Raw genomic sequence first — 24,545 nt, forward strand, 5'->3', positions numbered from 1 at the left:
ACGAGCGCGCAGCGCGATCGGCCCGAGCCCAGGCGGGCGGGGCCCAGGCAGGCGGGGCCCAGGCGGGCGGGGCCCAGGCGGCCCGAGCCCCCGCGGGCGGGGCCTACGCGGGCGGGCGGTCCGCGAAGGCCGGCAGCGCGAAGATCCTGACCTTCGCGTTGTCGTCCATGAGTTCCACCAGAGGCAGCACAAGCTCCCAGAGATCCCGCTTGCCGACCTCGCGGACGAGGGCGTCGAGTTCGGCGTCGGAAAGGCCCGCGGCCCGCTCGGCGACGACCCGGCGCGAGTCCTCGGGCAGCACCTCCACGAGGGGCAGGAACTCGCCCCAGAGCCCCGTGGCCACGACGGCGGGCACGACCCCGCCGAGCACGCCGGGGTCCCGCAGCGACGGCAGCCCGGCCACCGTACGCAGTTCGCTCTCGTCCAGCAGCGCGACCAGCGGCAACAGCGACTCCCAGAGCCCCTGCTCGGCGACGGTCACCACGAGCGGGTCGAGCCGTTCGGCGGGCTGCGCGGCGGCCAGCGCCGCGATCCGCCCGCGCTGCCGCCCCGTCACCATCCCGGCGACGGCCAGCGCCTCGGGCCACAGCCCCTCCGTCGCGGCGGTGGCGATGACCGACGCCAGCCGCTCCTCGCCCATCAACTCGACGATCTGCCCGAGCCGTTCGGGAAGGTCGACGAAGAAGCCGGTGCGCAGCACCACCGCGTCCGCGACCTGCGGCAGGATCCGCCGCAGCGCCCCGTCGCGCAGATGCCCGACGAACCGCCCCATGGTGACGTGGTCCTCGCGCTCGGCGAGGGCGACGGCGATGCGGACGAGGAGGTTCTCGTCGAGCCGGTCGACGATGCCGCTGATCCGCCGCGGGTCGAGGTGCCCGCACGACTCGGCCGTGAAGGACACCGGCAGCTTCTCGATGATGTCGGCGGCGCGGGCGGGTTCGAGACGCCCGGCGACGGCGGCGGCGAGCCGCGGCCCCAGCGCCTTCTGGGAGATCGCGGCGGCCACCCCGGCGGGCACCAGCTTGGTCGCGGACGCGATCCGGTCGAGCATCTCCGGCGCCCGGTCGTACAGCACCGCGACGCAGTCGGTACGGAAGCGGCGTACATCCTCGACGGGCAGTTCCTCCAGGAACGCGAGCTCGTCTGGCTCGACGCCGAGGAGACGGGCGGTCTTCAGGGTCTCGGCCCTGCCGCGCAGCTTGTCCATGCTGTCCTCGCCCCCGGCCCTAGCGGAAGAGAATCCGGCGTACGGGCCCGCGGGCCAGCGCGGGCACCAGCTTCAGGGCCTCCTCGGCCGCCTGGTTCAGGCCGGATGCCCGGCTCTCGCGCTCCCGGCGCAGCGCGTCGGTGAGCAACGCGAGCTGCTCGGGCGTGAGTTGGGTGAGGGACTCCGGGGGCCTGGCCCCCAGCTCCGTCGTCAGTTTCTCCAGTGCTTCGGTGCTCACGGGACCTCCCGGAGGTGCGCCGGTCTTCGAGGTCCCGAGAGTGGAGCGAAATTGAATAATAGTCAATAGTGCGGGCGTGGAGAGGGAGCACAAACGGAAGGGGGTGCGGGGGCGTGTGCCGCAGCACACGTCCCCGCACCCCCTCGCGCGCGTCAGCCCTTGACGGCTCCCGCCGCGAGACCCGAGCCGAGCCTGCGGTGCACGATCACGAAGAAGAGCATGACGGGCACCGTGACCAGCGTGGAGCTGGCCATGACGGGCCCCCAGGACGTGGTGTTCTCCCCGAAGAACTGGAAGATGCCCACCGCCGCCGTGTACTTGTCGTTGCCCTTCATGAAGGTGTACGCGAACACGAACTCGTTCCACGCCGTGATGAAGGCGAAGATCGAGGTGGCCACGAGGCCCGGACCGACCAGCGGAAGCAGCACCGACCGGAACATCCGGAACCAGGACGCCCCGTCGATGTACGCCGCCTCCTCGACCTCCTTGGGCACCGCCGCGACGAACCCGCGCAGCGTCCAGATCGCGAACGGCAGCGACAGGGCGATGTAGACGATCGACAGGCCGAGCAGCGAGTTGAGCATCTCGTAGTCCCGCATCTGGATGAACAGCGGGATGACGAGCGCCTCCAGCGGCACCATCTGCACGACCAGGATCATGATCAGTACGGAGGTGCGGAACTTGAACTTGAAGCGGGCCACCGCGATCGCCGCGAACAGCGAGAGCAGCGCCGCCGCCAGGATGGTCACGATCCCGACGATCGCCGAATTCAGCAGGTACTGGCCGAAGTTGCCGCGGTCGAAGACGAAGTCGAAGTGCTCGAAGCTGATGCCGCTCGGCAGCAGGTCCGAGCCGCGCGTGAGCGCCTTCGGGTCGAGCGCGGTGGAGACCATCCAGTAGACGGGGAAGAGCGTGAAGACGAGCAGCGCGGCCACCGAGAGCGGCAGGCCGATGCGGGCGGCGAGCGAGTTACTGCGTCGGGCGCTCACAGGTCCTCCTCCCCCTGCCGGAACAGTGTCCGGATGTAGATGACGGTGATCGCGAGCAGCAGCAACGTCAGCAGGACGGCGGCCGCGGCGCCCGCGCCGTAGTCGTTCTTGGCGAACGCCTCGATGTACGAGTACACACCGAGGTTGTAGACGTCCGGGTTCTCGCCCGCGCCTCCCGGCATCAGGAAGACCTGCGTGAAGACCTTGAAGTCCCAGATGGTGGAGAGGATGGTCACCACCAGGAAGACGGGCTTGATGGTCGGCACGGTGATCTGCCAGAACCGCTGCCAGGCGTTGGCGCCGTCGATCTCCCCGGCCTCGTACAGCTCCTTCGGAATCGTCAGGAGCCCCGCGAGGACGGTGATCGCCACGAACGGGAAGCCGTGGTGCACGACGTTGATCGTGGCGATGGCGTAGAACGGCAGCCGCTCGGTGAACCAGTTGGTGGTCTCGGCGTCGATCAGGCCCATGGAGTCGGCGAGTTGGCTGAACATGCCGTCCTCCGGCGAGAACAGCCAGATCCATACGTACGTCCCGGTCACCGCGGGCATCGCCCACGCGGCCAGGATCGACACGGAGCAGATCAGCTTCCACGTCGGGCCGAGGCGGTTGAGGAGCAGCGCCACGGCCGTGCCGAGGGCGACGGTCAGGCCGACGCAGGCGAACGCGAAGAACACGGTGTTCGGCAGGACCGTCTTCCACAGCAGTTCGCCGGTCAGCAGGTCCTTGTAGTGGTCGAAGCCGGTGAAGGTGGCCTCGCCGCCGCCGAACTTGACCTTGTAGTCCTGCAGCGACAGCTTGCCGACCTGGATCAGCGGCCACAACAGCAGACCGGCGAGCACGATCAGCGAAGGCGCGAGCAGGAGCCAGGGGCGGGTGAGCGTGGTCCTTCTCTTGCGGCGGCGCGCGGCGTCGCCGTCGTCGGACGGGCGGGAGCGAAGGCTCGAAGAGCCGGAGGAACCGGCCTTCGAGCCGTCGCCGACGAGCATGTCTTTCACTCAGTTTCACCTCGTGCCGTCTGTGCCGGGCCCTCTCCGACCTGTATGTCCGGCCGGGGGTCGGGGGGTTGCCCCCCGGATGAGCACAGTCACGGATGTACTCGTCCCTGTTTGCTTACTTGTCCTTGGCGAAGATCTCGTCCATGTCCTTCGCCGCCTTGTCCGCGGCGTCCTTCACGGACGACTTGCCGGTGAGGATCGACTGGACCATGCCGGGGATGACCTTCGACGCCTGGATCTCGCCGTACGCCTTGGTCTTCGGCACCGTGGCGCCGGCCTCGATCATCTGCTTCGCGAACGGCTCGACCAGCGGGTCCTTCTGGCCCTCGATCTTCTTCAGCTCGGAGTTCTGGCCGGGGAAGTAGTTGGTCTGCTTGGCCCACTTCGTGGCGAACTCACCGGTGGTCATCATCTTGACCAGCTCCCAGCCGAGTTCCTTCTTGTCCGTGTTGAACGTGGACAGGTAGGAGCCGCCGAGGAAGGACTTGCTCATCCCGCCGTTCTCGCCCGGGATCGGCACGGCGCCGAGCTTGCCCTTGAGCTTGGGGTTCGCGTCGGTGATGGCCTTCGGGGTCCAGTTGCCGCCGATCGCCATGGCGATCTGGCTCTTGTTCCAGGCGTCGCCGACCTCCTTCTCGGTCCAGGTGTTCACCTTGGCCGGGGAGACCTTGTCCTTGGTGGCGAGGCCGGTGTAGAACTCGATGCCCTTGATCGCCTCGGGCGAGTTGATGGCCGACTTCCACTGGTCGCCGTCCTGGGTGGCCAGCTCACCGCCCGCGCCCCAGATGAAGGGGGTCGCGAACATCTCCGCGCCGCCCGCCACCGGGAACGGGATGAGGCCCGGCTCCTTGTCCTTCAGCGTCTTCGCCGTGGCCTGGAGCTCCTTCCAGGTCGTCGGCGGCTTCAGGTTGTGCTTCTCGAAGATGTCCTTGCGGTAGACGATGGACCGTACGCCCGCGTACCACGGCATGCCGTACTGCTTGCCGTCCAGCGTGCCGGCGTCCTTCAGGCCCTCGACGAGGTCGTTGTTGAGCCCCGCCTTCTTCACGTCGTCCGTCACGTCGACGAGCGCTTCGGTCTCCGCGAACTGCGGCACCCAGGTCGTGCCGACCTCCGCGACGTCCGGGACCTGGTCCTCGCCGCCCTCGATGGCCGTCGTGAACTTCTTCTGGGCGGTGGCCCACTGCTGGTACTCGACCTTGATCTTGGCGCCGGTCTTCTTCTCGAAGGCCGCGCCGACCTCCTTGAAGAAGGGGCGGGGGTCGGGGTTGGTGCCCTCCATGATCCACACGGTGAGCGTCTTGCCCTTGCCGTCGACCTTGCCGCCGTTGTCGCCGCTGTCGCCGCCGTCATCGCCGCACGCGGTTGCGGTCAGACCGAGCGTCAAGGCGATACAACCCGCCGCGATGACACGTCGCTTCATGCCGGCCCCCTTCAGGTTCCTTTGGTGAGAGCGATTCTGGTCACACAGAGTGTGGGCGGTCTAGACCCTTAGGGCGAAGCGGCCGAACCGTAATCACCGTTGCGTGCTGCGCTACGGGGTGCAATCGGCGTTGCGTCAGATGCAATGTCGTGCTGCCCGGTCGGTCCCCGGCACGCAAAACGCGACGCCCACCCAGTGTCCGGTCGGGGACAAGGCAGGCGTCGCGCCAGTTCCGTACGCCGTTGTACGGGACGTATGAGGGGCCGTACGGACTACACCGTAAGCGCCCGGTCGGTCGGGCGAATGGGCGCGGGAAGATCACTCGCACCGGTGAGGAACCGGTCCACGCCCCGCGCGGCCGAGCGCCCCTCGGCGATCGCCCACACGATGAGCGACTGCCCGCGGCCCGCGTCACCGGCGACGAAGACACCGGGGACGTTGGTCTGGAACTCGCCGTCACGGGCGACGTTGCCGCGCGCGTCGAGGTCGAGCCCGAACTGCTCCACCAGGCCGTTCTCACGGTCGGTGCCGGTGAAGCCCATGGCGAGGGTCACCAGCTGGGCGGGGATCTTCCGCTCCGTGCCGGGCTTCTGCGTGAGCTTGCCGTCCACGAACTCGACCTCGACGAGGTGCAGGAACTGCACGTTCCCCTCCTCGTCGCCCTCGAAGTGCGTCGTCGAGACGGAGTAGACGCGCTCGCCGCCCTCCTCGTGGGCCGAGGTGACCTTGTAGAGCATGGGGAAGGTCGGCCAGGGCTGGCCCGGGGCCCGCTCCTCGCCCGGCCGGGGCATGATCTCCAGCTGGGTGACGGAGGCCGCGCCCTGCCGGTGGGCCGTGCCGACGCAGTCCGCGCCGGTGTCGCCGCCGCCGATGACGACGACGTGCTTGCCCTCGGCGGAGACGGGCGTGGTGACGTAGTCGCCCTCCTGCACCTTGTTGGCGAGCGGCAGGTACTCCATCGCCTGGTAGACGCCCTTGAGTTCGCGGCCCGGGACGGGCAGGTCGCGGGCGGTGGTGGCGCCGGCCGCGATGACCACGGCGTCGTACCGCTTGCGCAGCTTCGCCGCGTCGATGTCGCGGCCGATCTCCACGCCGGTGCGGAACTTGGTGCCCTCCGCGCGCATCTGCTCGATGCGGCGGTTGATGTGCCGCTTCTCCATCTTGAACTCGGGTATGCCGTAGCGCAGCAGGCCGCCGATGCGGTCGGCGCGCTCGTAGACGGCGACGGTGTGCCCGGCGCGGGTGAGCTGCTGGGCGGCGGCGAGGCCCGCCGGGCCGGAGCCGATCACGGCGACCGTCTTGCCGGACAGCCGCTCGGGCGCCTGCGGCGCCACGTCACCGGTCTCCCACGCCTTGTCGATGATGGAGACCTCGACGTTCTTGATGGTGACGGCGGGCTGGTTGATGCCGAGGACGCAGGCCGCCTCGCAGGGGGCGGGGCAGAGGCGTCCGGTGAACTCCGGGAAGTTGTTCGTGGCGTGCAGGCGCTCCTGCGCCGCCGACCAGTCCTCGCGGTAGGCGTAGTCGTTCCACTCGGGGATGAGGTTCCCGAGCGGACAGCCGTTGTGGCAGAACGGGATGCCGCAGTCCATGCAGCGCGATGCCTGCTTGGAGATGATCGGCAGGAGCGAGCCGGGGACGTAGACCTCGTTCCAGTCCCGCACCCGCTCGCCGACCGGGCGGGTCTCGGCGACCTCGCGGCCGTGGTTCAGGAAGCCCTTGGGATCAGCCATTGGTCGCCGCCTCCATCATCTTCTCGGTGATCTCGGACTCGGAGAGTCCGGCTCGCTCGGCGGCGTCCTTGGCGGCGAGCACTGCCTTGTACGTGCTGGGGATGATCCTGCTGAAGCGGGTCACGGACGTGTCCCAGTCCGCGAGCAGCTTCTCTGCGACGGTCGAGCCCGTCTCCTCCTGGTGGCGGCGCACGACGTCGTGCAGCCACTGCTTGTCCGTGTCGTCGAGGGGCTCCACGGCCGCCTGGTTCCCGGCGTTGACGTTGTCGCGGTCCAGGTCGATGACGTACGCGATGCCGCCCGACATGCCCGCCGCGAAGTTGCGGCCGGTCTCGCCGAGGACGACCGCGTGGCCGCCGGTCATGTACTCGCAGCCGTGGTCGCCCACGCCCTCGGACACCACGAGCGCGCCGGAGTTGCGCACGCAGAACCGTTCGCCGGTGCGGCCGCGCAGGAACAGCTCGCCGCCGGTGGCGCCGTACGCGATGGTGTTGCCCGCGATGGTGGAGTACTCGGCGAGGTGGTCGGCGCCCCGGTCCGGGCGGACCACGACGCGGCCGCCGGACAGGCCCTTGCCGACGTAGTCGTTGGCGTCGCCTTCGAGGCGCAGCGTGACGCCGCGCGGCACGAAGGCGCCGAAGGACTGGCCCGCGGAGCCGGTGAAGGTGATGTCGATGGTGTCGTCGGGCAGGCCCGCGCCGCCGAACTTCTTCGTCACCTCGTGGCCGAGCATGGTGCCGACCGTGCGGTTGATGTTGCGGATCGCGACCTGGGCGCGGACCGGCTGGGCGTCCTCCTGGGAGTCCGCCGCGAGTGCGTCCGCCGCGAGCTTGATCAGCTCGTTGTCGAGGGCCTTCGCCAGGCCGTGGTCCTGCGGGACGAGCTGGTGGCGCACGGCGCCGCCGGGCAGATCCGGGACGTGGAACAGCGGCTGGAGGTCGAGGCCCTGGGCCTTCCAGTGGTTCACGGCCCGCTCGGTGTCGAGGAGTTCGGCGTGGCCGACGGCCTCCTCGATGGAGCGGAAGCCCAGCTCGGCGAGGAGCTCGCGGACCTCTTCGGCGATGAACTGGAAGAAGTTGACGACGTACTCGGCCTTGCCGTTGAAGCGGTCACGCAGCGTGGGGTTCTGCGTGGCGATGCCGACCGGGCAGGTGTCCAGATGGCAGACGCGCATCATCACGCAGCCCGACACGACGAGCGGCGCGGTCGCGAAGCCGAACTCCTCGGCGCCGAGCAGCGCGGCGATGACCACGTCACGGCCGGTCTTCAGCTGGCCGTCGGTCTGCACGACGATGCGGTCGCGCAGGCCGTTGAGCAGCAGGGTCTGCTGGGTCTCGGCGAGGCCGAGCTCCCAGGGGCCGCCCGCGTGCTTCAGGGACGTGAGCGGCGAGGCGCCGGTGCCGCCGTCGTGGCCGGAGATGAGCACCACGTCCGCGTGCGCCTTGGAGACACCCGCGGCGACGGTGCCGACGCCGACCTCGGAGACCAGCTTCACGTGGATCCGCGCCTGCGGGTTCGCGTTCTTCAGGTCGTGGATGAGCTGGGCGAGGTCCTCGATGGAGTAGATGTCGTGGTGCGGCGGCGGCGAGATCAGGCCCACGCCGGGCGTGGAGTGCCGGGTCTTGGCGACCCACGGGTAGACCTTGTGGCCCGGCAGCTGGCCGCCCTCGCCGGGCTTGGCGCCCTGGGCCATCTTGATCTGGATGTCGTCGGCGTTGACCAGGTACTCGGAGGTGACGCCGAAGCGGCCGGACGCGACCTGCTTGATGGACGAGCGGCGCGCCGGGTCGTAGAGACGGTCCGCGTCCTCGCCGCCCTCACCGGTGTTGGACTTGCCGCCCAGCTGGTTCATGGCGATGGCGAGGGTCTCGTGCGCCTCCTTGGAGATGGAGCCGTACGACATGGCGCCGGTGGAGAAGCGCTTGACGATCTCGGAGGCGGGCTCGACCTCGTCGATGGAGATCGGCTCCCGGCCCTCGATGCCGCTCTTGAAGCCGAACAGGCCGCGCAGCGTCATGAGGCGCTCGGACTGCTCGTTCACGCGGTCCGTGTACTGCTTGAAGACGTCGTAGCGGCCCGAACGCGTGGAGTGCTGGAGGCGGAAGACCGTCTCGGGGTCGAACAGGTGCGGCTCGCCCTCGCGGCGCCACTGGTACTCGCCCCCTATGTCCAGGGCGCGGTGCGCGGAGGGGACGCCGGAGGCCGGGTATGCCTTGGCGTGCCGGGCGGCGACCTCCTTGGCGATGACGTCGATGCCGACGCCGCCGATCTTGGACGTGGTGCCGTTGAAGTACTTCTCGACGAAGGACTCCTCCAGGCCGACGGCCTCGAAGACCTGCGCGCCGCGATAGGAGGCGACCGTGGAGATGCCCATCTTGGACATCACCTTCAGCACGCCCTTGCCGAGGGCGTAGATGAGGTTGCGGATGGCCTGCTCGGCCTCGATACCCGGGAGGAACGTTCCCGCCCGGACCAGGTCCTCCACCGACTCCATCGCCAGGTACGGGTTGACGGCCGCCGCGCCGAAGCCGATGAGCAGCGCGACATGGTGCACCTCGCGCACGTCGCCCGCCTCGACGAGCAGGCCGACCTGCGTGCGCTGCTTCGTACGGATGAGGTGGTGGTGGACGGCCGCGGTGAGCAGCAGGGAGGGGATCGGGGCGTGCTCGGCGTCGGAGTGCCGGTCGGAGAGCACGATCAGGCGGGCGCCGGCCTCGATGGCGGCGTCGGCCTCGGCGCACATCTCCTCGATGCGGGCGGCGAGGGCGTCGCCGCCGCCGCTGACCCGGTAGAGGCCGGACAGCGTAGCGGCCTTCATGCCCGGCATGTCGCCGTCGGCGTTGATGTGGATGAGCTTGGCCAGCTCGTCGTTGTCGATCACCGGGAAGGGCAGGGTGACGCTGCGGCAGGAGGCCGCGGTCGGCTCCAGGAGGTTGCCCTGCGGGCCCAGCGAGGAGCGCAGGCTCGTCACCAGCTCCTCACGGATCGCGTCCAGCGGAGGGTTGGTGACCTGCGCGAAGAGCTGCGTGAAGTAGTCGAAGATCAGCCGGGGGCGCTCGGAGAGCGCGGCGATCGGGGTGTCCGTGCCCATCGAGCCGATCGGCTCCGCGCCGGCCTTGGCCATCGGCGCGAGCAGGATGCGCAGCTCCTCCTCGGTGTAGCCGAAGGTCTGCTGGCGGCGGGTGACGGAGGCGTGCGTGTGCACGATGTGCTCGCGCTCGGGCAGGTCGGAGAGCTCGATCTCGCCGGCTTCCAGCCAGTCCTCGTACGGCTTCTCGGCGGCGAGGGCGGCCTTGATCTCGTCGTCCTCGACGATGCGGTGCTCGGCGGTGTCGACGAGGAACATCCGGCCGGGCTGCAGGCGGCCCTTGCGGACGACCTTGGCCGGGTCGATGTCGAGCACGCCGACCTCGGAGCCGAGGACGACCAGGCCGTCGTCGGTGACCCAGTAGCGGCCCGGGCGCAGGCCGTTGCGGTCGAGGACCGCGCCGACCTGGGTGCCGTCGGTGAAGGTGACGCAGGCCGGGCCGTCCCAGGGCTCCATCATCGTGGCGTGGAACTGGTAGAAGGCGCGCCGGGCGGAGTCCATGGAGGCGTGGTTCTCCCATGCCTCCGGGATCATCATCAGGACCGAGTGGGGCAGCGAGCGGCCGCCCAGGTGCAGGAGTTCGAGCACCTCGTCGAAGGACGCCGAGTCGGAGGCGTCCGGCGTACAGACCGGGAAGATCCGCTCCAGCTTCTCGCGGCCGTCGGCACCGCCGAACAGGTCCGAGACGAGCTGCGACTCCCGGGCCCGCATCCAGTTGCGGTTGCCCTTGACCGTGTTGATCTCGCCGTTGTGCGCGACGAAGCGGTACGGGTGCGCGAGCGGCCAGCTCGGGAACGTGTTGGTGGAGAAGCGCGAGTGGACGAGCGCGATGGCCGTGGCGAAGCGGCGGTCGGACAGGTCCGGGAAGAAGGGCTCGAGCTGGCCGGTGGTCAGCATGCCCTTGTAGACGATCGTGCGGGCCGAAAGCGACGGGAAGTACGTGGCCGCCTCGTGCTCGGCGCGCTTGCGCAGCACGAACGCCTTGCGGTCCAGGGCGAGCCCGCTGCTCGCGCCGTCCGACACGAAGAGCTGGCGGAAGACGGGCATCGTCGAGCGGGCGCTGGCGCCGAGCAGCGTCGGGGCGACGGGCACATCGCGCCAGCCGAGCACGGTGAGGCCCTCTTCGGCCGCGATCGTCTCAATCTTCGAGACGGCTTCGTCGGCCGTGTCCTGCGGCAGGAAGGCGATGCCGACGGCGTACTCACCCGCCGCGGGGAGGCCGAAACCGGTCGCTTCGCGCAGGAACGCGTCCGGGACCTGGAGCAGGATTCCGGCGCCGTCACCGGAGTCGGGCTCGGATCCGGTGGCACCACGGTGTTCGAGATTGCGCAGTACGGTCAGCGCCTGCTCGACGAGCTCATGGCTCGCCTCACCGGTGAGGGTGGCCACGAACCCGACGCCACAGGCGTCGTGCTCGTTACGGGGGTCGTACATCCCCTGCGGGGCGGGGCGGCCATCCATGGGCGACCAGGCGTCGGAACGCATCGGCACTCCCGTCGTCGTGATGGGGGCAACCTCCCGGGCTTCTGGGGCTCCGGGGGCGCGAGCGGCGATAGGGACGACGTTGGCCCTGGCGAAATTTCGTGCAGGTTACATGATGGCCCGCTTCTCGAAAAGCGGATACTTCATTCCAACATGTGGACGGCGCTCTGGGGGGTGAAGAGCGGCGGGAAGGGGCCGGAGCGGACAGATCGATGGCCGCGGGCCCGGAGCGCCAGGAGCCTCATTGCCCGCAGCGCTTACGGCTCATGCCCAGCGGTCAAGGAATCGAAACCGCACGGTAACGACTACTTATGCAGAATTCTGCATACACCTGCAAAGCCTTATCCTACGGCCGTCCCGAACAGGCTGCCCAGGGCGTACGTCACACCCGCCGCCGCGCCGCCCAGCGCCAATTGCCGCAGCCCGCTGAACCACCAGGAACGCGCGGTCACCTTCGCCACGACCGCACCGCACGCGAAGAGCCCGATGAGCGCGAGCAGCAGCGCGGGCCACAGGGCGCTCGCGCCGAGCAGATACGGCAGTACGGGCAGCAGGGCGCCGAGCGCGAAGGCGCCGAAGGAGGACACCGCGGCGACCAGCGGCGAGGGCAGGTCGCCCGGGTCGATGCCGAGCTCCTCGCGGGCGTGGATCTCCAGGGCCTGCTCGGGATCCCGGGACAACTGCCGGGCGACCTCGCGCGCCAGCCCCGCCTCGACACCGCGCGACACGTACAGCGCGGCCAGCTCCTCCTCCTCGTCCTTGGGGTGCTTGCGCAACTCCCGGCGCTCCACGTCGAGTTCGGCCTCGACGAGCTCGCGCTGCGAGGCCACCGAGGTGTACTCGCCGGCGGCCATGGAGAAGGCGCCGGCCGCGAGCCCCGCGAGGCCGGTGATGACGATGGTCTCCCGCGACACCGCCCCGCCCGCGACACCCGTCATCAGGGCGAGGTTGGACACGAGGCCGTCCATGGCGCCGAAGACGGCGGGACGCAGCCAGCCGCCGTTCACATCGCGGTGGGTGTGGTTGTCCCGGTGCGCCTCGTGCAGCGGGGCCTCGGTCTCGATGATCGCCATGACGGCCCATTTCTCCTCTTGCTCACGGATGGGGGCACACGTCACCCGCGGACAGGGCTCGCGCCCCGGTCCCTCCCCCTCGGACAACATCGAAAGTACGCGCGAAAAATCGCTCCCGCCAGCAAGGAAGGCCGTACTTACCTGCGAAAACGCACCTCTGCGAGCCCTCACCCCGGGCCCCGCCGAGATGCCGAAGGGGTGACGCTGAGCGCACGGATGCTCACATGAGTGCCGTCGCGTGGCAGGGATGCACCAACGCACTGCAACCCGGCAGTCGGCGTGAAGGGAGGCACGGCATGGCATCCGTCGCATGTGTTCCCTCGGTCCCGGCGCCCGGTGACGCCGACGGCCTTCGCGAGCGGGCCCGCGGGGCGATGCTCGGACTCGCCGTCGGCGACGCGCTCGGCGCGCCCGCGGAGAACATGAAACCCTCCGAGATCCGCCGCCGCTGGGGCCGCATCACGGGGTACGTGGCCGAGCATCCGTCGGGCACGGACGACACGGAGTACGCGATCTTCTCCGGCCTGCTGCTCGCCCGGCACGGCTCCGCGCTCACCGTCGCGCACGTCGAGGCGGCCTGGCACCAGTGGATCGCCGACCTGGACGAAGGCCCGTTCCGCGGCGCCGGGTTCAGCGAACGCGGCACCCTGGAGAACCTGCGCCGGGGCCTCGCGGCGCCCATCTCCGCCCAGCACCGGCACGCCTGGAGCGACGGCCTCGCCATGCGCGCCGCCCCCTTCGGGGTGTTCGCCGCGGGCGCCCCCGAGGAAGCGGCCCGCCTGGTCGCCATCGACGGCACGGTCAGCCACGAGGGCGAGGGCATCTACGGCGGGCAGGCGGTGGCGGCGGGCGTCGCGGCGGCGATGGCGGGCGCGCCGGTGGAGTCCGTGGTCACGGCCGCGCTCGCCGTCATCCCCGCCGACAGCTGGACGTCCCGCTCGCTGCGCCGCGCGGTGGCCGCCGCGCACCGCGGCGAACGCGCGGTCCGCTCGGCGGTCGTCATCGGCGGCTACCCCTGGACGGACCTGGCGCCCGAGGCGGTGGGCCTGGCCTTCGGCGCGTACGCGGCCGCCTGCGGCGACTTCGCGACGGCGGTCCTCACGGCGGTGAACATGGGCCGCGACGCGGACACCACCGCGGCGGTCGCGGGCTCCTTGGCGGGCGCGACCTGCGGCGCGAGGGCGATCCCCGAGGAGTGGTCCGCGGCGATCGGCCCGGCCCGGGGCACGTGCCTGCCGTCGATGCGGGGGCATCACGTACTGGACGTGGCGGAGCTGCTGACGTCGGAAGGGGAGCCGCGATGAGCGGCCATACGACGGCGACGCCTGCGGTTCCGGCAGTTCCGGCGGACTTTTCCATCCCTGCGGTTCCCGCTGTTCCCGCTGTTCCCGCTGTGGGCAATCGTCCCGCAGGGCGGGACGGGTGGGCACAGCCCCCGGCGCCGGGTTTGGTTACGGGAAGGGGCGGGACTGGGGAGCCCCCGGCCGGGCCCACCCCACCCCCACCACAAGCCGGATCGAGGGCCTCCTCCTGGGCCTGGCCGCAGGCGACGCCGCGGGCTGGCCTGCCGCACGGCACAGAGCGGCCCGCATGCCCACCTGGACCCGCCGCCTCACCCGAGAACTGGACACCTTCGCCGAGCACAACGCCACCACCACCCTCCCGGTCCCCATCGCCCTGAACCAGCCCCCGGAACCCCTCCGCCTGGGCCCCTCCGACGACGCCGAATGGGCAGCCTTCACCGCCGAATCCGTACTGAAGGCGACGGACGGCACCCTGGACCGAACCCTCGGCAGAGACCGCCGCACCCGGGCCACCCTCGCCCTCGCCTGGAACTCCCTGGCCGGCGAGGTGGCCGCCGCAGCGGCGGCCGCGCCCGAAGTGGAGTCCGCCCTCCTCCCCCTGCGCGCCCGCATCTCCGTCCGCGCGGGCCTGGGCAACCTCGCCACCGGCCTGCGCCCACCCGCCACCGGCCACGACAACCCGCACTTCTTCGACGACGCCGCCTGCGTACGCGCCTGCGTGCTCGCCCTGGTCCACCCGGGCGCCCCCGAACAGGCCGCCGACCTGGCCGAGTTCGACGCGCGCTACACCCAGGACGGCGACGGCGTGCACGGCGCCCGCGCGATGGCCGCGGCGATCGCGGTCGCCCTCGCGGGCGCGACGCCCGAGGACGCGGTGGCCGCTGCCCTCGACCAGCTCCCCGAGCACACGGAGATCGGCCGCAACGCCCGCCACGCGCTCGCGCTGGCCCACGACCTGGCCCGGGGCCCGGACGGCGTGTTCGCGCTGATCCCGCTCCTGGAGCACCAGATCGTCGACCACGTCTACAGCTACGGCATCGCCGCCGCCGAGACCGTCCCGGTCGCCCTGGCCCTGGCCGTCGCCTCGCGCGGCCGCGTCCGCGAGGCCGTACCGGCCGCCGCCTGCCTGTCCCGCGTCGCGGACTCCGCGCCCGCGCTGGCCGGAGCGCTCACCGGAGCCCTGGCCACGGCCACCGCCATCCCGTACACCTGGCGCGAGACCTGCCGGGCGCTCTCCGGCTGCGCCCTGCCGCGCCTCGCGGGCACGGACCTGGTGGAACTGGCCGGACACCTGGCACGGGCGGCACACGCCGAACCACCCACCCCAGAGGAGGACTTGAGGCATGCCACCACTGGACCCGACACAGACACCGACACCCACGCCGCGGAGAACCGTCCCGACCCTCACGGACCGCATCACGGGCAGTCTGGTGGGAGCGGCGGTCGGTGACGCGCTCGGCGGCCCCGTCGAGGGCTGCTCCCCCGAGCAGATCGCGGAGCGCCACGGCGGCCGTGTGCGGGGAATCGTCGGCCCCTGGCACGGGGACGACTGGCGCACGGCCCGCCCCATCGCCCCGTACCACAAGGGCGACGGCCACATCACCGACGACACCTTGATGACCCACGCACTCGTCCGCGTGTACGCCACCGTCCGCGACCACCTCGACGCGTACGCGGTGGCCGACCACCTGGTCCCCGACCTGATCACCACGCCACGCTGGATCCCGGAACTCGAAGCCGAGGCCCTCCCCCTCCAACGCCTCTTCCTCGCCGAGAAGTGGCTCGTGACCCGCCTCCACTACGGCCACGTCGACCCGCGCGAGGCGGGCACCGGCAACATCGTCAACTGCGGCGCGGCCATGTACATGGCGCCGGTCGGCCTGGTCAACGCGGCGAACCCGGCGGGCGCGTACGCGGAGGCCCTGGACGTCGCGGGCGCGCACCAGTCGTCGTACGGCCGCGAGGCGGCGGGAGTGTTCGCGGCGGCCGTGGCGGCGGCCTGCGCCCCCGACGCGACGCCCGCGTCCGTCGTCGACACCTGCCTGTCCCTGGCGAAGGACGGCACCCGCGCGGCGATCGAGACGGTGGCCGAAGTGGCGTCCGCCCACGACGAGTTCGAGTCGGCCCTGGGCCCCCTCCGCACAGCCGTCACCCCCTTCGACACGGTCGGCCCCGACTACCGCGCCCCGTCCCTCGGCGCCCGCCGCCCCTCGCGCCTGCACGCGATCGAGGAACTCCCCGTCGCCCTCGCGATGCTGCTGATCGCCGACGGCGACTACCGCCAGGCGGTCCTTGGCTCGGTGAACTACGGCCGTGACTGCGACTCGATCGCCACGATGAGCGGCGCGCTGGCGGGCGCCCTGCACGGCGCGTCCGCCGTCCCCCAGGACTGGTCGGCGACCGTCGCCGAGGCCAGCCGCCTGGACCTGCACGCCCCCGCCACCACCCTGGCGCAGGTCACCCAGGAGATCTTCACCAAGGACCGGGCCCGCCGCCGTACCCACGAGACGGCGTTCAAGGCCCTGACGGGCGACGCCCCATGATCCGCCTGACCTGGCTCCAGCCCGAGGACCTCCTCCCGCACGAACTCCGCCAGGCGGAGGAGGAGGGCCGAGACGTCAGCTCGGTACGCGCCCGCTGGCTTGCGGCGGGCGGCTGCCCCACCCCACCAAAGTCGGGCGCCTCCCCACACCAGGCATCACCAGAGCTACGAGCCCTGGCGGAGCAACTCTTGACGGAACTGGAGGAACCAACGAAGCCCGTCCGGCGATTGAGGACGAGGCCGTTCAGGCCCCCCGGTCTCGGGAAGGGGCGGGCTTGGGGAGCCTCCCGGCAGGGCCACCCACCGCACCCGCGTCCACGCAGCCTGGCTGGGCCGAGCATCAGGCTGCCTCCTGGGCAAACCAGTCGAGAAACTCCCCCTCGCAGGCATCCGCGCCCTGGCGCAGTCCACCGGCAACTGGCCCCTGCACACGTGGTTCACGGCAAGAGGAGTCCCACCCGGCCTGAGGGAAACGTACCCCTGGAACAAGCGCTCCGCGCACACCTCCCTGGCCGAGAACATCAACGGCATGCCGGAGGACGACGACCTCAACTACCCGCTCCTGAACCTGCTCCTCCTGCAACGCCACGGCAGGAACTTCACGACGCACGACGTGGCCACGACCTGGCTGGACGAACTCCCCGCGGCGAGAACGTTCACGGCGGAACGCGTCGCGTACCGCAACCTCCTCAACGGCATCCCCCCACCCCGCACGGCCCGCCACCACAACCCGTTCCGCGAGTGGATCGGCGCCCTGATCCGCGCGGACGTGCACGGCTGGACGAACCCGGGCGACCCGGCGGCGGCAGCCGAGCAGGCGTACCGGGACGCGTGCCTCACCCACACGGGGAACGGCGTGTACGGGGCGATGTTCGCGGCGGCGACGATCGCGCGGGCGGCGTCCGGCACCGCCGACGTCCACGAGAGCCTGGCGGCGGGCCTCACCGTCGTCCCCGAGGACTCCCGCCTGGCGAAGGCGGTCCGCCACGGCGTCCAACTCGCCGGGAAACACGCGGACTTCGACGAGGTCGTGGACCACCTGCACGCGACGTACGGCAGCTACCACTGGGTCCACGTGGTCCCCAACGCGGCCCTGCTCGCCGCGGCCCTCACGCACGCCGACGGCGACTTCACCGCCTCCATCACGCGCGTGGTCTCCGGCGGCTGGGACACGGACTCCACCGGCGCGACGGCGGGCTCGGTCGCGGGCCTGCTGTCCGGCCACCCGGAAGCGCTCCCGGACCGCTGGACGGCCCCGCTCAAGAACCGCCTCGCCACTTCCGTCGGCGGCTTCCACGGCACCGGCTTCGACGCCCTCGCCGACCTCACCGCACGCCTGACAGCCGAACCCGCCCCCCAGGAGGCACCCCGCCCATGACCCGCCCCCACATCGCCGTCCTCGGCAGCATCAACATGGACCTCGTCGCGTACGTGGCGAAGGCCCCGCAGCGCGGGGAGACCGTCACCGGCCGCGAGTTCCGCACCCTCCCCGGCGGCAAGGGCGCCAACCAGGCCGTCGCCGCGGCCCGCGCGGGCGCCACCGTCTCGATGATCGGCGCGGTCGGCACCGACGCCTTCGGCGACCGACTGCGGTCCGCGCTCGACCACTCGGGCGTGGACACCGACCTGCTGCGCACCGTCGAGGGCCCGAGCGGCACCGCCCACATCGTCGTGGACGACGACGGCGGCAACGCGATCGTCGTCATCCCCGGCGCCAACGCGGCGCTGACGGCCGTGGACGCCGGCGACGAGGCCGCGATCGCCTCCGCCGGGGCGCTGCTGCTCCAGCTGGAGATCCCCCTGGAAGGCGTGCTCGCCGCCGCGCGGTCCGCCCGCGCGAGCGGCGTACGCACCATCCTCACCCCGGCCCCCGCCCAGCCCCTGCCGCCCGAACTCCTCGCCGCCACCGACCTGTTGATCCCCAACGAGCACGAGGCCGCCGCGCTCACCGGACTCGCCGACCCCGCGGACGCGGCCCGCGCGCTCCTCGACCAGGTCCCGGAGGTCGTCGTGACGCTCGGCGCGGCGGGCAGTCTGTACGCGGCCCGGGGCGCCGACCCCGTCCGGGTGCCCGCGCGGCGGGTCACCGCGGTGGACACGACGGGCGCGGGCGACACGTTCGTGGGCGCACTCGCGGTGGCACTCGGAGAGGGCAACTCCCTTCCGGAGGCGTTGAGTTGGGCCTCGGCGGCGTCCGCGCTCTCCGTGCGGCGTCCGGGCGCCGCGGCCTCCATGCCGTACCGCAAGGAGATCGACGCCGAGGCGGGTGTCACGGCATGACGCCCCCGGCACCCACAACTCCCCTTTCCGGCCTGCGCGTCCTCGACCTGGCGACCCTCTTCGCGGGCCCCTTGGCCGCCACCCTGCTCGGTGACTTCGGCGCGGACGTCGTCAAGGTCGAGCACCCGAGACGCCCGGACCCGTCCCGGGGCCACGGCCCGGCCAAGGACGGCGTCGGCCTGTGGTGGAAGCTGCTCGGCCGCAACAAACGCACGATGACGCTGGACCTCTCCACCCCCGGCGGCCGCGCCACCCTCCTCCGCCTCGCCGCCGACGCGGACGTGATCGTCGAGAACTTCCGCCCCGGCACCCTGGAGAAGTGGGACCTCGGCTGGGAGGAGCTGAGCGCCGCGAACCCGCGGCTCGTGCTCGCCCGCGTCACGGGCTTCGGCCAGTTCGGTCCGTACGCGCGCCGCCCCGGATTCGGCACCCTCGCGGAGGCGATGAGCGGCTTCGCCGCCGCCACCGGCGAACCGGACGGGCCGCCGACGCTCCCGCCGTTCGGCCTGGCGGACTCCATCGCGGGCCTGGCCACGGCGTACGCGGTGATGACGGCCCTCGCGGCGCGCGCGAGCACGGGCCGGGGCCAGGTCGTCGACATGGCGATCATCGAGCCGATCCTCACGGTGCTCGGCCCGCAGCCGCTCTGGTACGACCAGCTCGGCCACGTACAGCCGCGCACCGGCAACCGCTCCGCGAACAACGCGCCCCGCAACACCTACCGCACGGCGGACGGCGAGTGGGTCGCGGTCTCCACCTCCGCCCAGTCCGTCGCGGAGCGCGTGCTGCGCCTGGTGGGCCGCCCCGACCTGGCCCGCGAGCCGTGGTTCGGCTCCGGCACCGGGCGCGCCGCCCACGCGGACGTCCTCGACGAGGCGGTCGGCGCGTGGATCGCGCGCCGCACCCGCACCGAGGTGATCGAGGCGTTCGAGAAGGCGGAGGCGGCGGTCGCGCCCATTCAGGACGTACGCGACGTCATGACCGATCCCCAGTACGCGGCCCTGAACACCATCACCGCCGTCGACGACCCGGAGCTCGGCACCCTGCGGATGCAGAACGTCCTCTTCCGCCTCAGCGAGACCCCCGGCGCGATCCGCTGGGCGGGCCGCCCGCACGGCGCCGACACGGACGCGATCCTCACCGAGCTGGGCCTCACCGGCCCGGAGATCACCTCGCTCCGCAAGGAGGGCGCACTGTGAGACCGATCCCGCTGACCTGGCTGTACGTTCCCGGGGACCGCCCCGACGTGGTGGCGAAGGCGCTCGTGGCGGGCGCGGACGCGGTGGTGGTCGACCTGGAGGACGCGGTGGCCCCGGCCCGCAAGGAGTACGCGCGGGCGGCCACCGCGGAGCTCCTCGCCGCCCCGAGGCCGGGCCCCGGACCGGCCCTGCACGTGCGCGTGAACGCGCTCGGCACGCCGCTCTCGGACGCGGACCTGCGGGCGATCGCCCCGCTGCCCGGCCTCGCGGGCCTGCGCCTGCCGAAGGTCACCTCACCGGACGACGTGATCCGCGCCGCCGAGCAGGCGGCCCCGCACGACGGCGGCGCCCCCGCGCTGCACGCCCTGCTGGAAACGGCCCTCGGCATCGAGCGGGCCCACGCCATCGCCACCGCCCACCCGGCGCTGCGGGGCCTGTCCATCGGCGAGGCGGACCTCCGCGCCGACCTGGGCGTACGTGACGACGCGGGCCTGGACTGGGCGCGCTCCCGGGTGATCGTGGCCGCCCGCGCCGCGTCGCTGCCCGCGCCGCACCAGTCGGTCTACCCCGACACCCGCGACACGGCGGGCCTGGCGGCGTCCTGCGCCCACGGCCGCGCCCTGGGCTTCCTGGGCCGCGCGGCGATCCACCCCCGCCAGCTCCCGGTGATCGAGCGCGCCTACCTCCCCACGCCGGAGGAGATCGAACAGGCCGAGTCCGTCCTCAAGGCAGCGGCATCCCAGGAGGGCGCCCAGGCCCTCCCCGACGGCCGCTTCATCGACAGAGCGGTAGTGGCGGAGGCCCGCAGAACGCTGGCGCTGGCGGAGGGAGGGAGATAGCCAGGCCGCAGGCCAAATTCTCCGCCGCAACGGCGAGCAACCCCGACGCCCCTTCCCGGCGGTGCCGAGCCCTCCTCAGCCCTTCTCTGCAGCCGACTCAGCCGCACCCTTGGACTTGGCGTCACCGGACTCGGCGTCATCGTCGACGGTGTCCGAGGGCTCCCCCTCGTCCAAGGCGACCGCGCCAGGAGAGGGTTCGACGATCTCCTCGCGCCCCGGCCGAGTCTTCGCGGAAACGACCAGGTAGACCACCGCGAGGACGAAGACAAGCAGCGCCGTCCAGTTGTTCAGGCGCAGACCGAGGAACTCGTGCGCGTCGTCGACGCGCATGTACTCGATCCAGAAGCGGCCCACGCAGTACGAGGCGACGTAGAGGGCAAAGGCGCGGCCATGGCCGAGCTTGAAGCGGCGGTCGGCCCAGATGACCAGGACGGCGACGCCGACGCACCACAGGGACTCGTACAGGAAGGTCGGGTGGTAGGTGCCGGGCACCCGCCCGTCCTCCGCGGACGTGATCTCCAGGGCCCACGGCACATCGGTCTTCTTGCCGTACAGCTCCTGGTTGAACCAGTTCCCCCAGCGGCCGATGGCCTGGGCGATGGCGATGCCGGGGGCCAGCGCGTCGGCCCACGCGGGCAGCGGGATCCCGCGCCGGCGGCAGCCGATCCAGGCGCCGACCGCGCCGAAGGCGATCGCACCCCAGATGCCGAGCCCGCCCTCCCAGATCTTGAAGGCGTCCACCCAGTCACGGCCGTCGCTGAAGTACAGCTGGTAGTCCGTGATCACGTGGTAGAGGCGGCCGCCGACGAGTCCGAAGGGCACGGCCCAGACGGAGATGTCGGCCACGGTGCCGGGCCGGCCGCCGCGGGCGATCCACCGCTTGTTGCCGAGCCACACGGCAACGAAGACGCCGATGATGATGCAGAACGCGTAGCCGCGCAGCGGAATGGGGCCGAGGTCGACCACTCCGCGCGACGGGCTGGGGATGTAGGCAAATTCCATGGCAGGGTCGACGCTACCGTGCCGGGCGGGGGCGACGGCAGCCAGCCCGGCAACGGGTCAATAACGGGGGCCGCCGGGCCGCCGCGGTCCGGCCCGGCCGGCCGGACCTACTGGTTGGCCTTCTCCACCATGGCCTTCAGCTTCTGGGGCGTCACGGGATTCCGCTGGTCGGCGAAGATGTCCTTGCCGTCGAGCAGGACCGTGGGCGTGCCGCGGAGGTTGGCCTTGCCGAAGGCTTCCTGGGACTTGGCGACCCAGCTGTTGTGCTCGCCGTCGTTCACGCACTTCTTGAACGTGTCCGTGACCAGGCCGTCGACCTTGCCGGCGAGGTCGATCAGCTTGCCGTTGTCGGCGAAGGCGTCGTCGGGCTCCGGGGGCTGGTTCTTGAACAGCTCGTCGTGGTACGGAGCGAATTTTCCGGCGTCCTGGGCGCAGGCCGCGGCGTTCGCGGCGTGCAGGGAGCCGCTGCCGCCCATGTTCCCGTCGATGAGGGTCGCGAGGTGATACTCCGCCTTGAGCTGGCCCTTGGCCGCCAGCTCGTTGATCGTCGAGCTGTACCCGTCCTCGAACTGCTTGCAGGCCGGGCAGCGGAAGTCCTCCCAGACGGTGAGACGGGACTTCGCGCTGTCCTTGCCCAGGGGGATGGCCAGCTTGTCGTCGCCGCTCGCCCCCTTGGGCGCGACGACCGGGCCCGCGGTCTCCTTCTTGTTGTCGTCGTCGCCCGCGTTGGCCGCGAGGAGGCCGCCGACGGCGGCCAGGGCGAGCACGCCGACGACGGCCGCGCTCACCAGGATCACGCGGCGCTGCTTGTCGCGCGCCTTCTGCCGCTCTCGCTCTTCCGCAAGACGCTCGCGGGCCGTTCGCTTACCTTCTCGGTTCTTCTCGCTCACATCGGGGCAAACGAACCGGGGAGGCGCGAGCGCGCCTCCCCGGTCCCAGGTCCACCCTTAAGGATTACGCGGATCCACGTACGCCCTGGGCGAGTTCACTCGCGAGGGCCCGCACCGCGGCGAGTCCCGCCGCCTCGTCGTCGGCGTCCAGCATCCGCTGGACGAACGCGGAGCCGACGATGACGCCGTCGGCGAAGCCCGCGACCTCCGCCGCCTGGGTCGCGTTCGAGACGCCGAGGCCCACGCAGACCGGCAGGTCGGTGGTGGCGCGGGTGCGCTCCACCAGGGCCTCGGCCTGGGCGCCCACGGACGCGCGGGTGCCGGTGACGCCCATCAGCGAGGCCGCGTACACGAAGCCCGAACCGGCTGCCGTGATCGTCGCGAGCCGGGCGTCCTTGCTGCTCGGCGCGACGACGAAGACCGTGGCCAGGTCGTGCTTGGCGGCGTGTTCGCGCCACAGCGCGGACTCCTGGACCGGCAGGTCGGGCAGGATGCAGCCCGCGCCGCCCGCCTCGGCGAGCTCGGCGGTGAACCGCTCCACGCCGTAGCGGTCGATGGGGTTCCAGTACGTCATGACGAGCACCGGCTTGCCCGTGGCCGCGTGGGCCTCGCGCACCGTGCGGAACACGTCGGCGATCTTCACGCCGCCGCGCAGGGCGATGTCGTCGGCGGTCTGGATGACGGGCCCGTCCAGGACGGGGTCGCTGTGCGGCAGGCCCACCTCGACGACGTCCGCGCCGCCGTCGAAGACGGCCTTGATCGCCGCGATGCCGCCGTCCACGGTGGGGAAGCCCGCCGGGAGGTAGGCGATGAGGGCGGAGCGGCCCTCGTCCTTGGCCGCGGCGAGGGTCCGGTTCAACAGCTCGATGTTGCCGCTCACTTGGCGTCCCCCTCGATCTCGGCACTCTCGCCGGCGGCGTCCGCGGCGACGGTGGCGTCGGCGCCGGTGTCGTACAGGTTGAAGTAGCGGGCGGCGGTGTCCATGTCCTTGTCGCCGCGCCCCGACAGGTTGACGATGATCAGCCCGTCCTTGCCGAGCTCCTTGCCGATCTCCAGGGCGCCCGCGAGGGCGTGCGCGCTCTCGATCGCCGGGATGATGCCCTCGGTGCGCGAGAGCAGCCGCAGGGCCTCCATCGCGGCGTCGTCGGTGACCGCGCGGTACTCGCCGCGGCCGCTGTCCTTGAGGTGGGCGTGCTCGGGGCCGATGCCCGGGTAGTCGAGCCCGGCGGAGATCGAGTACGGCTCGGTGATCTGGCCTTCCTCGTCCTGGAGTACGTAGCTGCGCGAGCCGTGCAGGATGCCGGGCTCGCCCGCGGTGAGGGTGGCCGCGTGCTCGCCGGTCTCGACGCCGTGCCCGGCGGGCTCGCAGCCGACGAGGCGTACGTCCGCGTCCGGGATGAAGGCGTGGAACAGGCCGATGGCGTTGGAGCCGCCGCCGACGCAGGCGACGGCCGCGTCGGGCAGGCGGCCCGCGCGCTCAAGGATCTGGCGGCGGGCCTCGACGCCGATGACGCGGTGGAAGTCGCGGACCATGGCGGGGAAGGGGTGCGGTCCCGCCACCGTGCCGAAGAGGTAGTGCGTGTGGTCCACGTTGGCCACCCAGTCGCGGAACGCCTCGTTGATGGCGTCCTTCAGGGTGCGGCTGCCGGACTTCACCGCGATGACCTCGGCGCCGAGCATGCGCATGCGGGCGACGTTGAGTGCCTGCCTCTGGGTGTCGATCTCGCCCATGTAGATGGTGCATTCGAGGCCGAACAGCGCGCAGGCGGTGGCGGTGGCCACGCCGTGCTGGCCCGCTCCCGTCTCGGCGATGACCCGGGTCTTGCCCATCCGCTTCGTGAGCAGCGCCTGGCCGAGCACGTTGTTGATCTTGTGGGACCCGGTGTGGTTCAGGTCCTCCCGCTTGAGGAACACCCGGGCGCCGCCCGCGTGTTCGGCGAACCTCGGCACCTCGGTGAGGGCGCTGGGGCGGCCCGTGTAGTTCATGAGCAGGTCGTCGAGCTCGCGGGCGAATTCCGGGTCGGCCTTCGCCTTGTCGAACTCGACGGCGACCTCGTCCACGGCGGCGACGAGCGCCTCCGGGATGAACTTGCCGCCGAACGCGCCGAAGTAGCCTTCGGCGCTCGGGGTCCGACCCTCCGGGTCGGGGATGAAGTACTCGCTGGGCATGTGGATACCTCGCGTGGCTCTGGGTGGTCTGTCGGTCACCGTATGACGCGGTCGCCTCTGGCCGGCGGGGGGTGCGGGTGCGGAAACTG

At 71.6% G+C, this 24,545-nt stretch carries 18 protein-coding genes and 1 pseudogene; 7 read left to right on the forward strand and 12 right to left on the reverse strand.

The features are described 5' to 3' along the window. Positions 1-103 precede the first annotated feature (103 nt). The 8 genes from STRAU_RS11915 to STRAU_RS11950 form a co-directional block, all read right to left on the reverse strand. Positions 104-1,207, reverse strand: a complete 1,104-nt coding sequence (locus STRAU_RS11915; RefSeq protein ID WP_016640548.1) for a hypothetical protein — start codon at positions 1,205-1,207, stop codon at positions 104-106. Between the two features lie 19 nt (positions 1,208-1,226). Continuing rightward, positions 1,227-1,445, reverse strand: a complete 219-nt coding sequence (locus STRAU_RS11920) for a hypothetical protein (RefSeq protein ID WP_016640549.1) — start codon at positions 1,443-1,445, stop codon at positions 1,227-1,229. A gap of 152 nt (positions 1,446-1,597) precedes the next feature. Continuing rightward, on the reverse strand, positions 1,598-2,434 hold the full coding sequence (locus STRAU_RS11925; protein WP_016640551.1) for a carbohydrate ABC transporter permease: 837 nt from the start codon (positions 2,432-2,434) through the stop codon (positions 1,598-1,600). After that, the gene (locus STRAU_RS11930) at positions 2,431-3,423 is read right to left on the reverse strand and encodes a carbohydrate ABC transporter permease (protein ID WP_016640550.1); all 993 of its coding nucleotides are present in this window, start codon (positions 3,421-3,423) and stop codon (positions 2,431-2,433) included. The genes STRAU_RS11925 and STRAU_RS11930 overlap by 4 nt, the downstream gene beginning before the upstream one ends. 124 nt (positions 3,424-3,547) lie before the next feature. Continuing rightward, complete coding sequence (locus tag STRAU_RS11935) at positions 3,548-4,855, reverse strand: sugar ABC transporter substrate-binding protein (RefSeq protein ID WP_037658839.1); 1,308 nt, start codon at positions 4,853-4,855, stop codon at positions 3,548-3,550. Positions 4,856-5,127: 272 nt separating this feature from the next. Then, entirely contained in the window at positions 5,128-6,588 is a 1,461-nt protein-coding gene (locus STRAU_RS11940; RefSeq protein WP_016640553.1) for a glutamate synthase subunit beta, read from the reverse strand. Next, positions 6,581-11,110 (reverse strand): glutamate synthase large subunit, encoded by a 4,530-nt coding sequence (gene gltB, locus STRAU_RS11945; protein WP_037658845.1) that lies wholly within the window; start codon positions 11,108-11,110, stop codon positions 6,581-6,583. The genes STRAU_RS11940 and gltB overlap by 8 nt, the downstream gene beginning before the upstream one ends. Before the next feature lie 389 nt (positions 11,111-11,499). Next, positions 11,500-12,231, reverse strand: coding sequence for a VIT1/CCC1 transporter family protein (locus STRAU_RS11950; protein ID WP_016640556.1), 732 nt, complete (start codon positions 12,229-12,231; stop codon positions 11,500-11,502). Between the two features lie 296 nt (positions 12,232-12,527). On the opposite strand from STRAU_RS11950, the gene STRAU_RS11955 reads away from it, so the two are divergent. The 7 genes and pseudogenes from STRAU_RS11955 (at position 12,528) to STRAU_RS11985 (ending at position 20,395) form a co-directional block, all read left to right on the forward strand. Next, positions 12,528-13,535 carry an ADP-ribosylglycohydrolase family protein gene (locus tag STRAU_RS11955; protein ID WP_016640557.1) on the forward strand — a complete coding sequence of 336 codons (1,008 nt, stop codon included), beginning with the start codon at positions 12,528-12,530 and terminating at the stop codon, positions 13,533-13,535. Between the two features lie 226 nt (positions 13,536-13,761). After that, positions 13,762-14,985 carry an ADP-ribosylglycohydrolase family protein gene (locus STRAU_RS11960; protein WP_397892064.1) on the forward strand — a complete coding sequence of 408 codons (1,224 nt, stop codon included), beginning with the start codon at positions 13,762-13,764 and terminating at the stop codon, positions 14,983-14,985. After that, positions 14,879-16,078, forward strand: a complete 1,200-nt coding sequence (locus STRAU_RS11965) for an ADP-ribosylglycohydrolase family protein (protein WP_037658841.1) — start codon at positions 14,879-14,881, stop codon at positions 16,076-16,078. Before STRAU_RS11960 ends, STRAU_RS11965 begins: the two co-directional genes overlap by 107 nt. Next, positions 16,075-17,455 (forward strand): annotated as a pseudogene (locus STRAU_RS11970) (ADP-ribosylglycohydrolase family protein). The gene STRAU_RS11965 and the pseudogene STRAU_RS11970 overlap by 4 nt, the downstream one beginning before the upstream one ends. Beyond that, positions 17,452-18,357, forward strand: a complete 906-nt coding sequence (gene rbsK / locus STRAU_RS11975) for a ribokinase (protein WP_016640561.1) — start codon at positions 17,452-17,454, stop codon at positions 18,355-18,357. Before STRAU_RS11970 ends, rbsK begins: the two are co-directional and overlap by 4 nt. Next, complete coding sequence (locus STRAU_RS11980; protein WP_016640562.1) at positions 18,354-19,556, forward strand: CaiB/BaiF CoA transferase family protein; 1,203 nt, start codon at positions 18,354-18,356, stop codon at positions 19,554-19,556. The genes rbsK and STRAU_RS11980 overlap by 4 nt, the downstream gene beginning before the upstream one ends. Continuing rightward, positions 19,553-20,395 carry an HpcH/HpaI aldolase/citrate lyase family protein gene (locus STRAU_RS11985; protein WP_016640563.1) on the forward strand — a complete coding sequence of 281 codons (843 nt, stop codon included), beginning with the start codon at positions 19,553-19,555 and terminating at the stop codon, positions 20,393-20,395. Before STRAU_RS11980 ends, STRAU_RS11985 begins: the two co-directional genes overlap by 4 nt. A gap of 75 nt (positions 20,396-20,470) precedes the next feature. On the opposite strand, the gene lgt is transcribed toward STRAU_RS11985, so the two are convergent. The 4 genes from lgt to trpB form a co-directional block, all read right to left on the reverse strand. After that, positions 20,471-21,397 (reverse strand): prolipoprotein diacylglyceryl transferase, encoded by a 927-nt coding sequence (gene lgt / locus STRAU_RS11990; protein WP_037658843.1) that lies wholly within the window; start codon positions 21,395-21,397, stop codon positions 20,471-20,473. A gap of 107 nt (positions 21,398-21,504) precedes the next feature. Beyond that, positions 21,505-22,287: a DsbA family protein gene (locus STRAU_RS11995; protein WP_016640565.1), complete on the reverse strand. Its 783-nt coding sequence runs from the start codon at positions 22,285-22,287 to the stop codon at positions 21,505-21,507. Between the two features lie 64 nt (positions 22,288-22,351). Then, positions 22,352-23,167, reverse strand: coding sequence for a tryptophan synthase subunit alpha (gene trpA, locus STRAU_RS12000; protein ID WP_016640566.1), 816 nt, complete (start codon positions 23,165-23,167; stop codon positions 22,352-22,354). Then, entirely contained in the window at positions 23,164-24,456 is a 1,293-nt protein-coding gene (gene trpB / locus STRAU_RS12005) for a tryptophan synthase subunit beta (protein ID WP_016640567.1), read from the reverse strand. Before trpB ends, trpA begins: the two co-directional genes overlap by 4 nt. Positions 24,457-24,545: the final 89 nt, after the last annotated feature.

Source organism: Streptomyces aurantiacus JA 4570, from assembly GCF_000414115.1.
Taxonomy (GTDB): domain Bacteria; phylum Actinomycetota; class Actinomycetes; order Streptomycetales; family Streptomycetaceae; genus Streptomyces; species Streptomyces aurantiacus_A.

Excerpts from the sequence above, each read along its gene's own strand:
- STRAU_RS11980 (WP_016640562.1), top strand. The coding sequence starts at position 18,354 with ATGACGCCCCCGGCACCCACAACTCCCCTTTCCGGCCTGCGCGTCCTC.
- STRAU_RS11930 (WP_016640550.1), bottom strand. The coding sequence starts at position 3,423 with ATGCTCGTCGGCGACGGCTCGAAGGCCGGTTCCTCCGGCTCTTCGAGC.
- STRAU_RS11915 (WP_016640548.1), bottom strand. The coding sequence starts at position 1,207 with ATGGACAAGCTGCGCGGCAGGGCCGAGACCCTGAAGACCGCCCGTCTC.
- STRAU_RS11940 (WP_016640553.1), bottom strand. The coding sequence starts at position 6,588 with ATGGCTGATCCCAAGGGCTTCCTGAACCACGGCCGCGAGGTCGCCGAG.
- rbsK (WP_016640561.1), top strand. The coding sequence starts at position 17,452 with ATGACCCGCCCCCACATCGCCGTCCTCGGCAGCATCAACATGGACCTC.
- STRAU_RS11965 (WP_037658841.1), top strand. The coding sequence starts at position 14,879 with ATGCCACCACTGGACCCGACACAGACACCGACACCCACGCCGCGGAGA.
- trpB (WP_016640567.1), bottom strand. The coding sequence starts at position 24,456 with ATGCCCAGCGAGTACTTCATCCCCGACCCGGAGGGTCGGACCCCGAGC.
- STRAU_RS11935 (WP_037658839.1), bottom strand. The coding sequence starts at position 4,855 with ATGAAGCGACGTGTCATCGCGGCGGGTTGTATCGCCTTGACGCTCGGT.
- lgt (WP_037658843.1), bottom strand. The coding sequence starts at position 21,397 with ATGGAATTTGCCTACATCCCCAGCCCGTCGCGCGGAGTGGTCGACCTC.
- gltB (WP_037658845.1), bottom strand. The coding sequence starts at position 11,110 with ATGTACGACCCCCGTAACGAGCACGACGCCTGTGGCGTCGGGTTCGTG.
- STRAU_RS11950 (WP_016640556.1), bottom strand. The coding sequence starts at position 12,231 with ATGGCGATCATCGAGACCGAGGCCCCGCTGCACGAGGCGCACCGGGAC.
- STRAU_RS11955 (WP_016640557.1), top strand. The coding sequence starts at position 12,528 with ATGGCATCCGTCGCATGTGTTCCCTCGGTCCCGGCGCCCGGTGACGCC.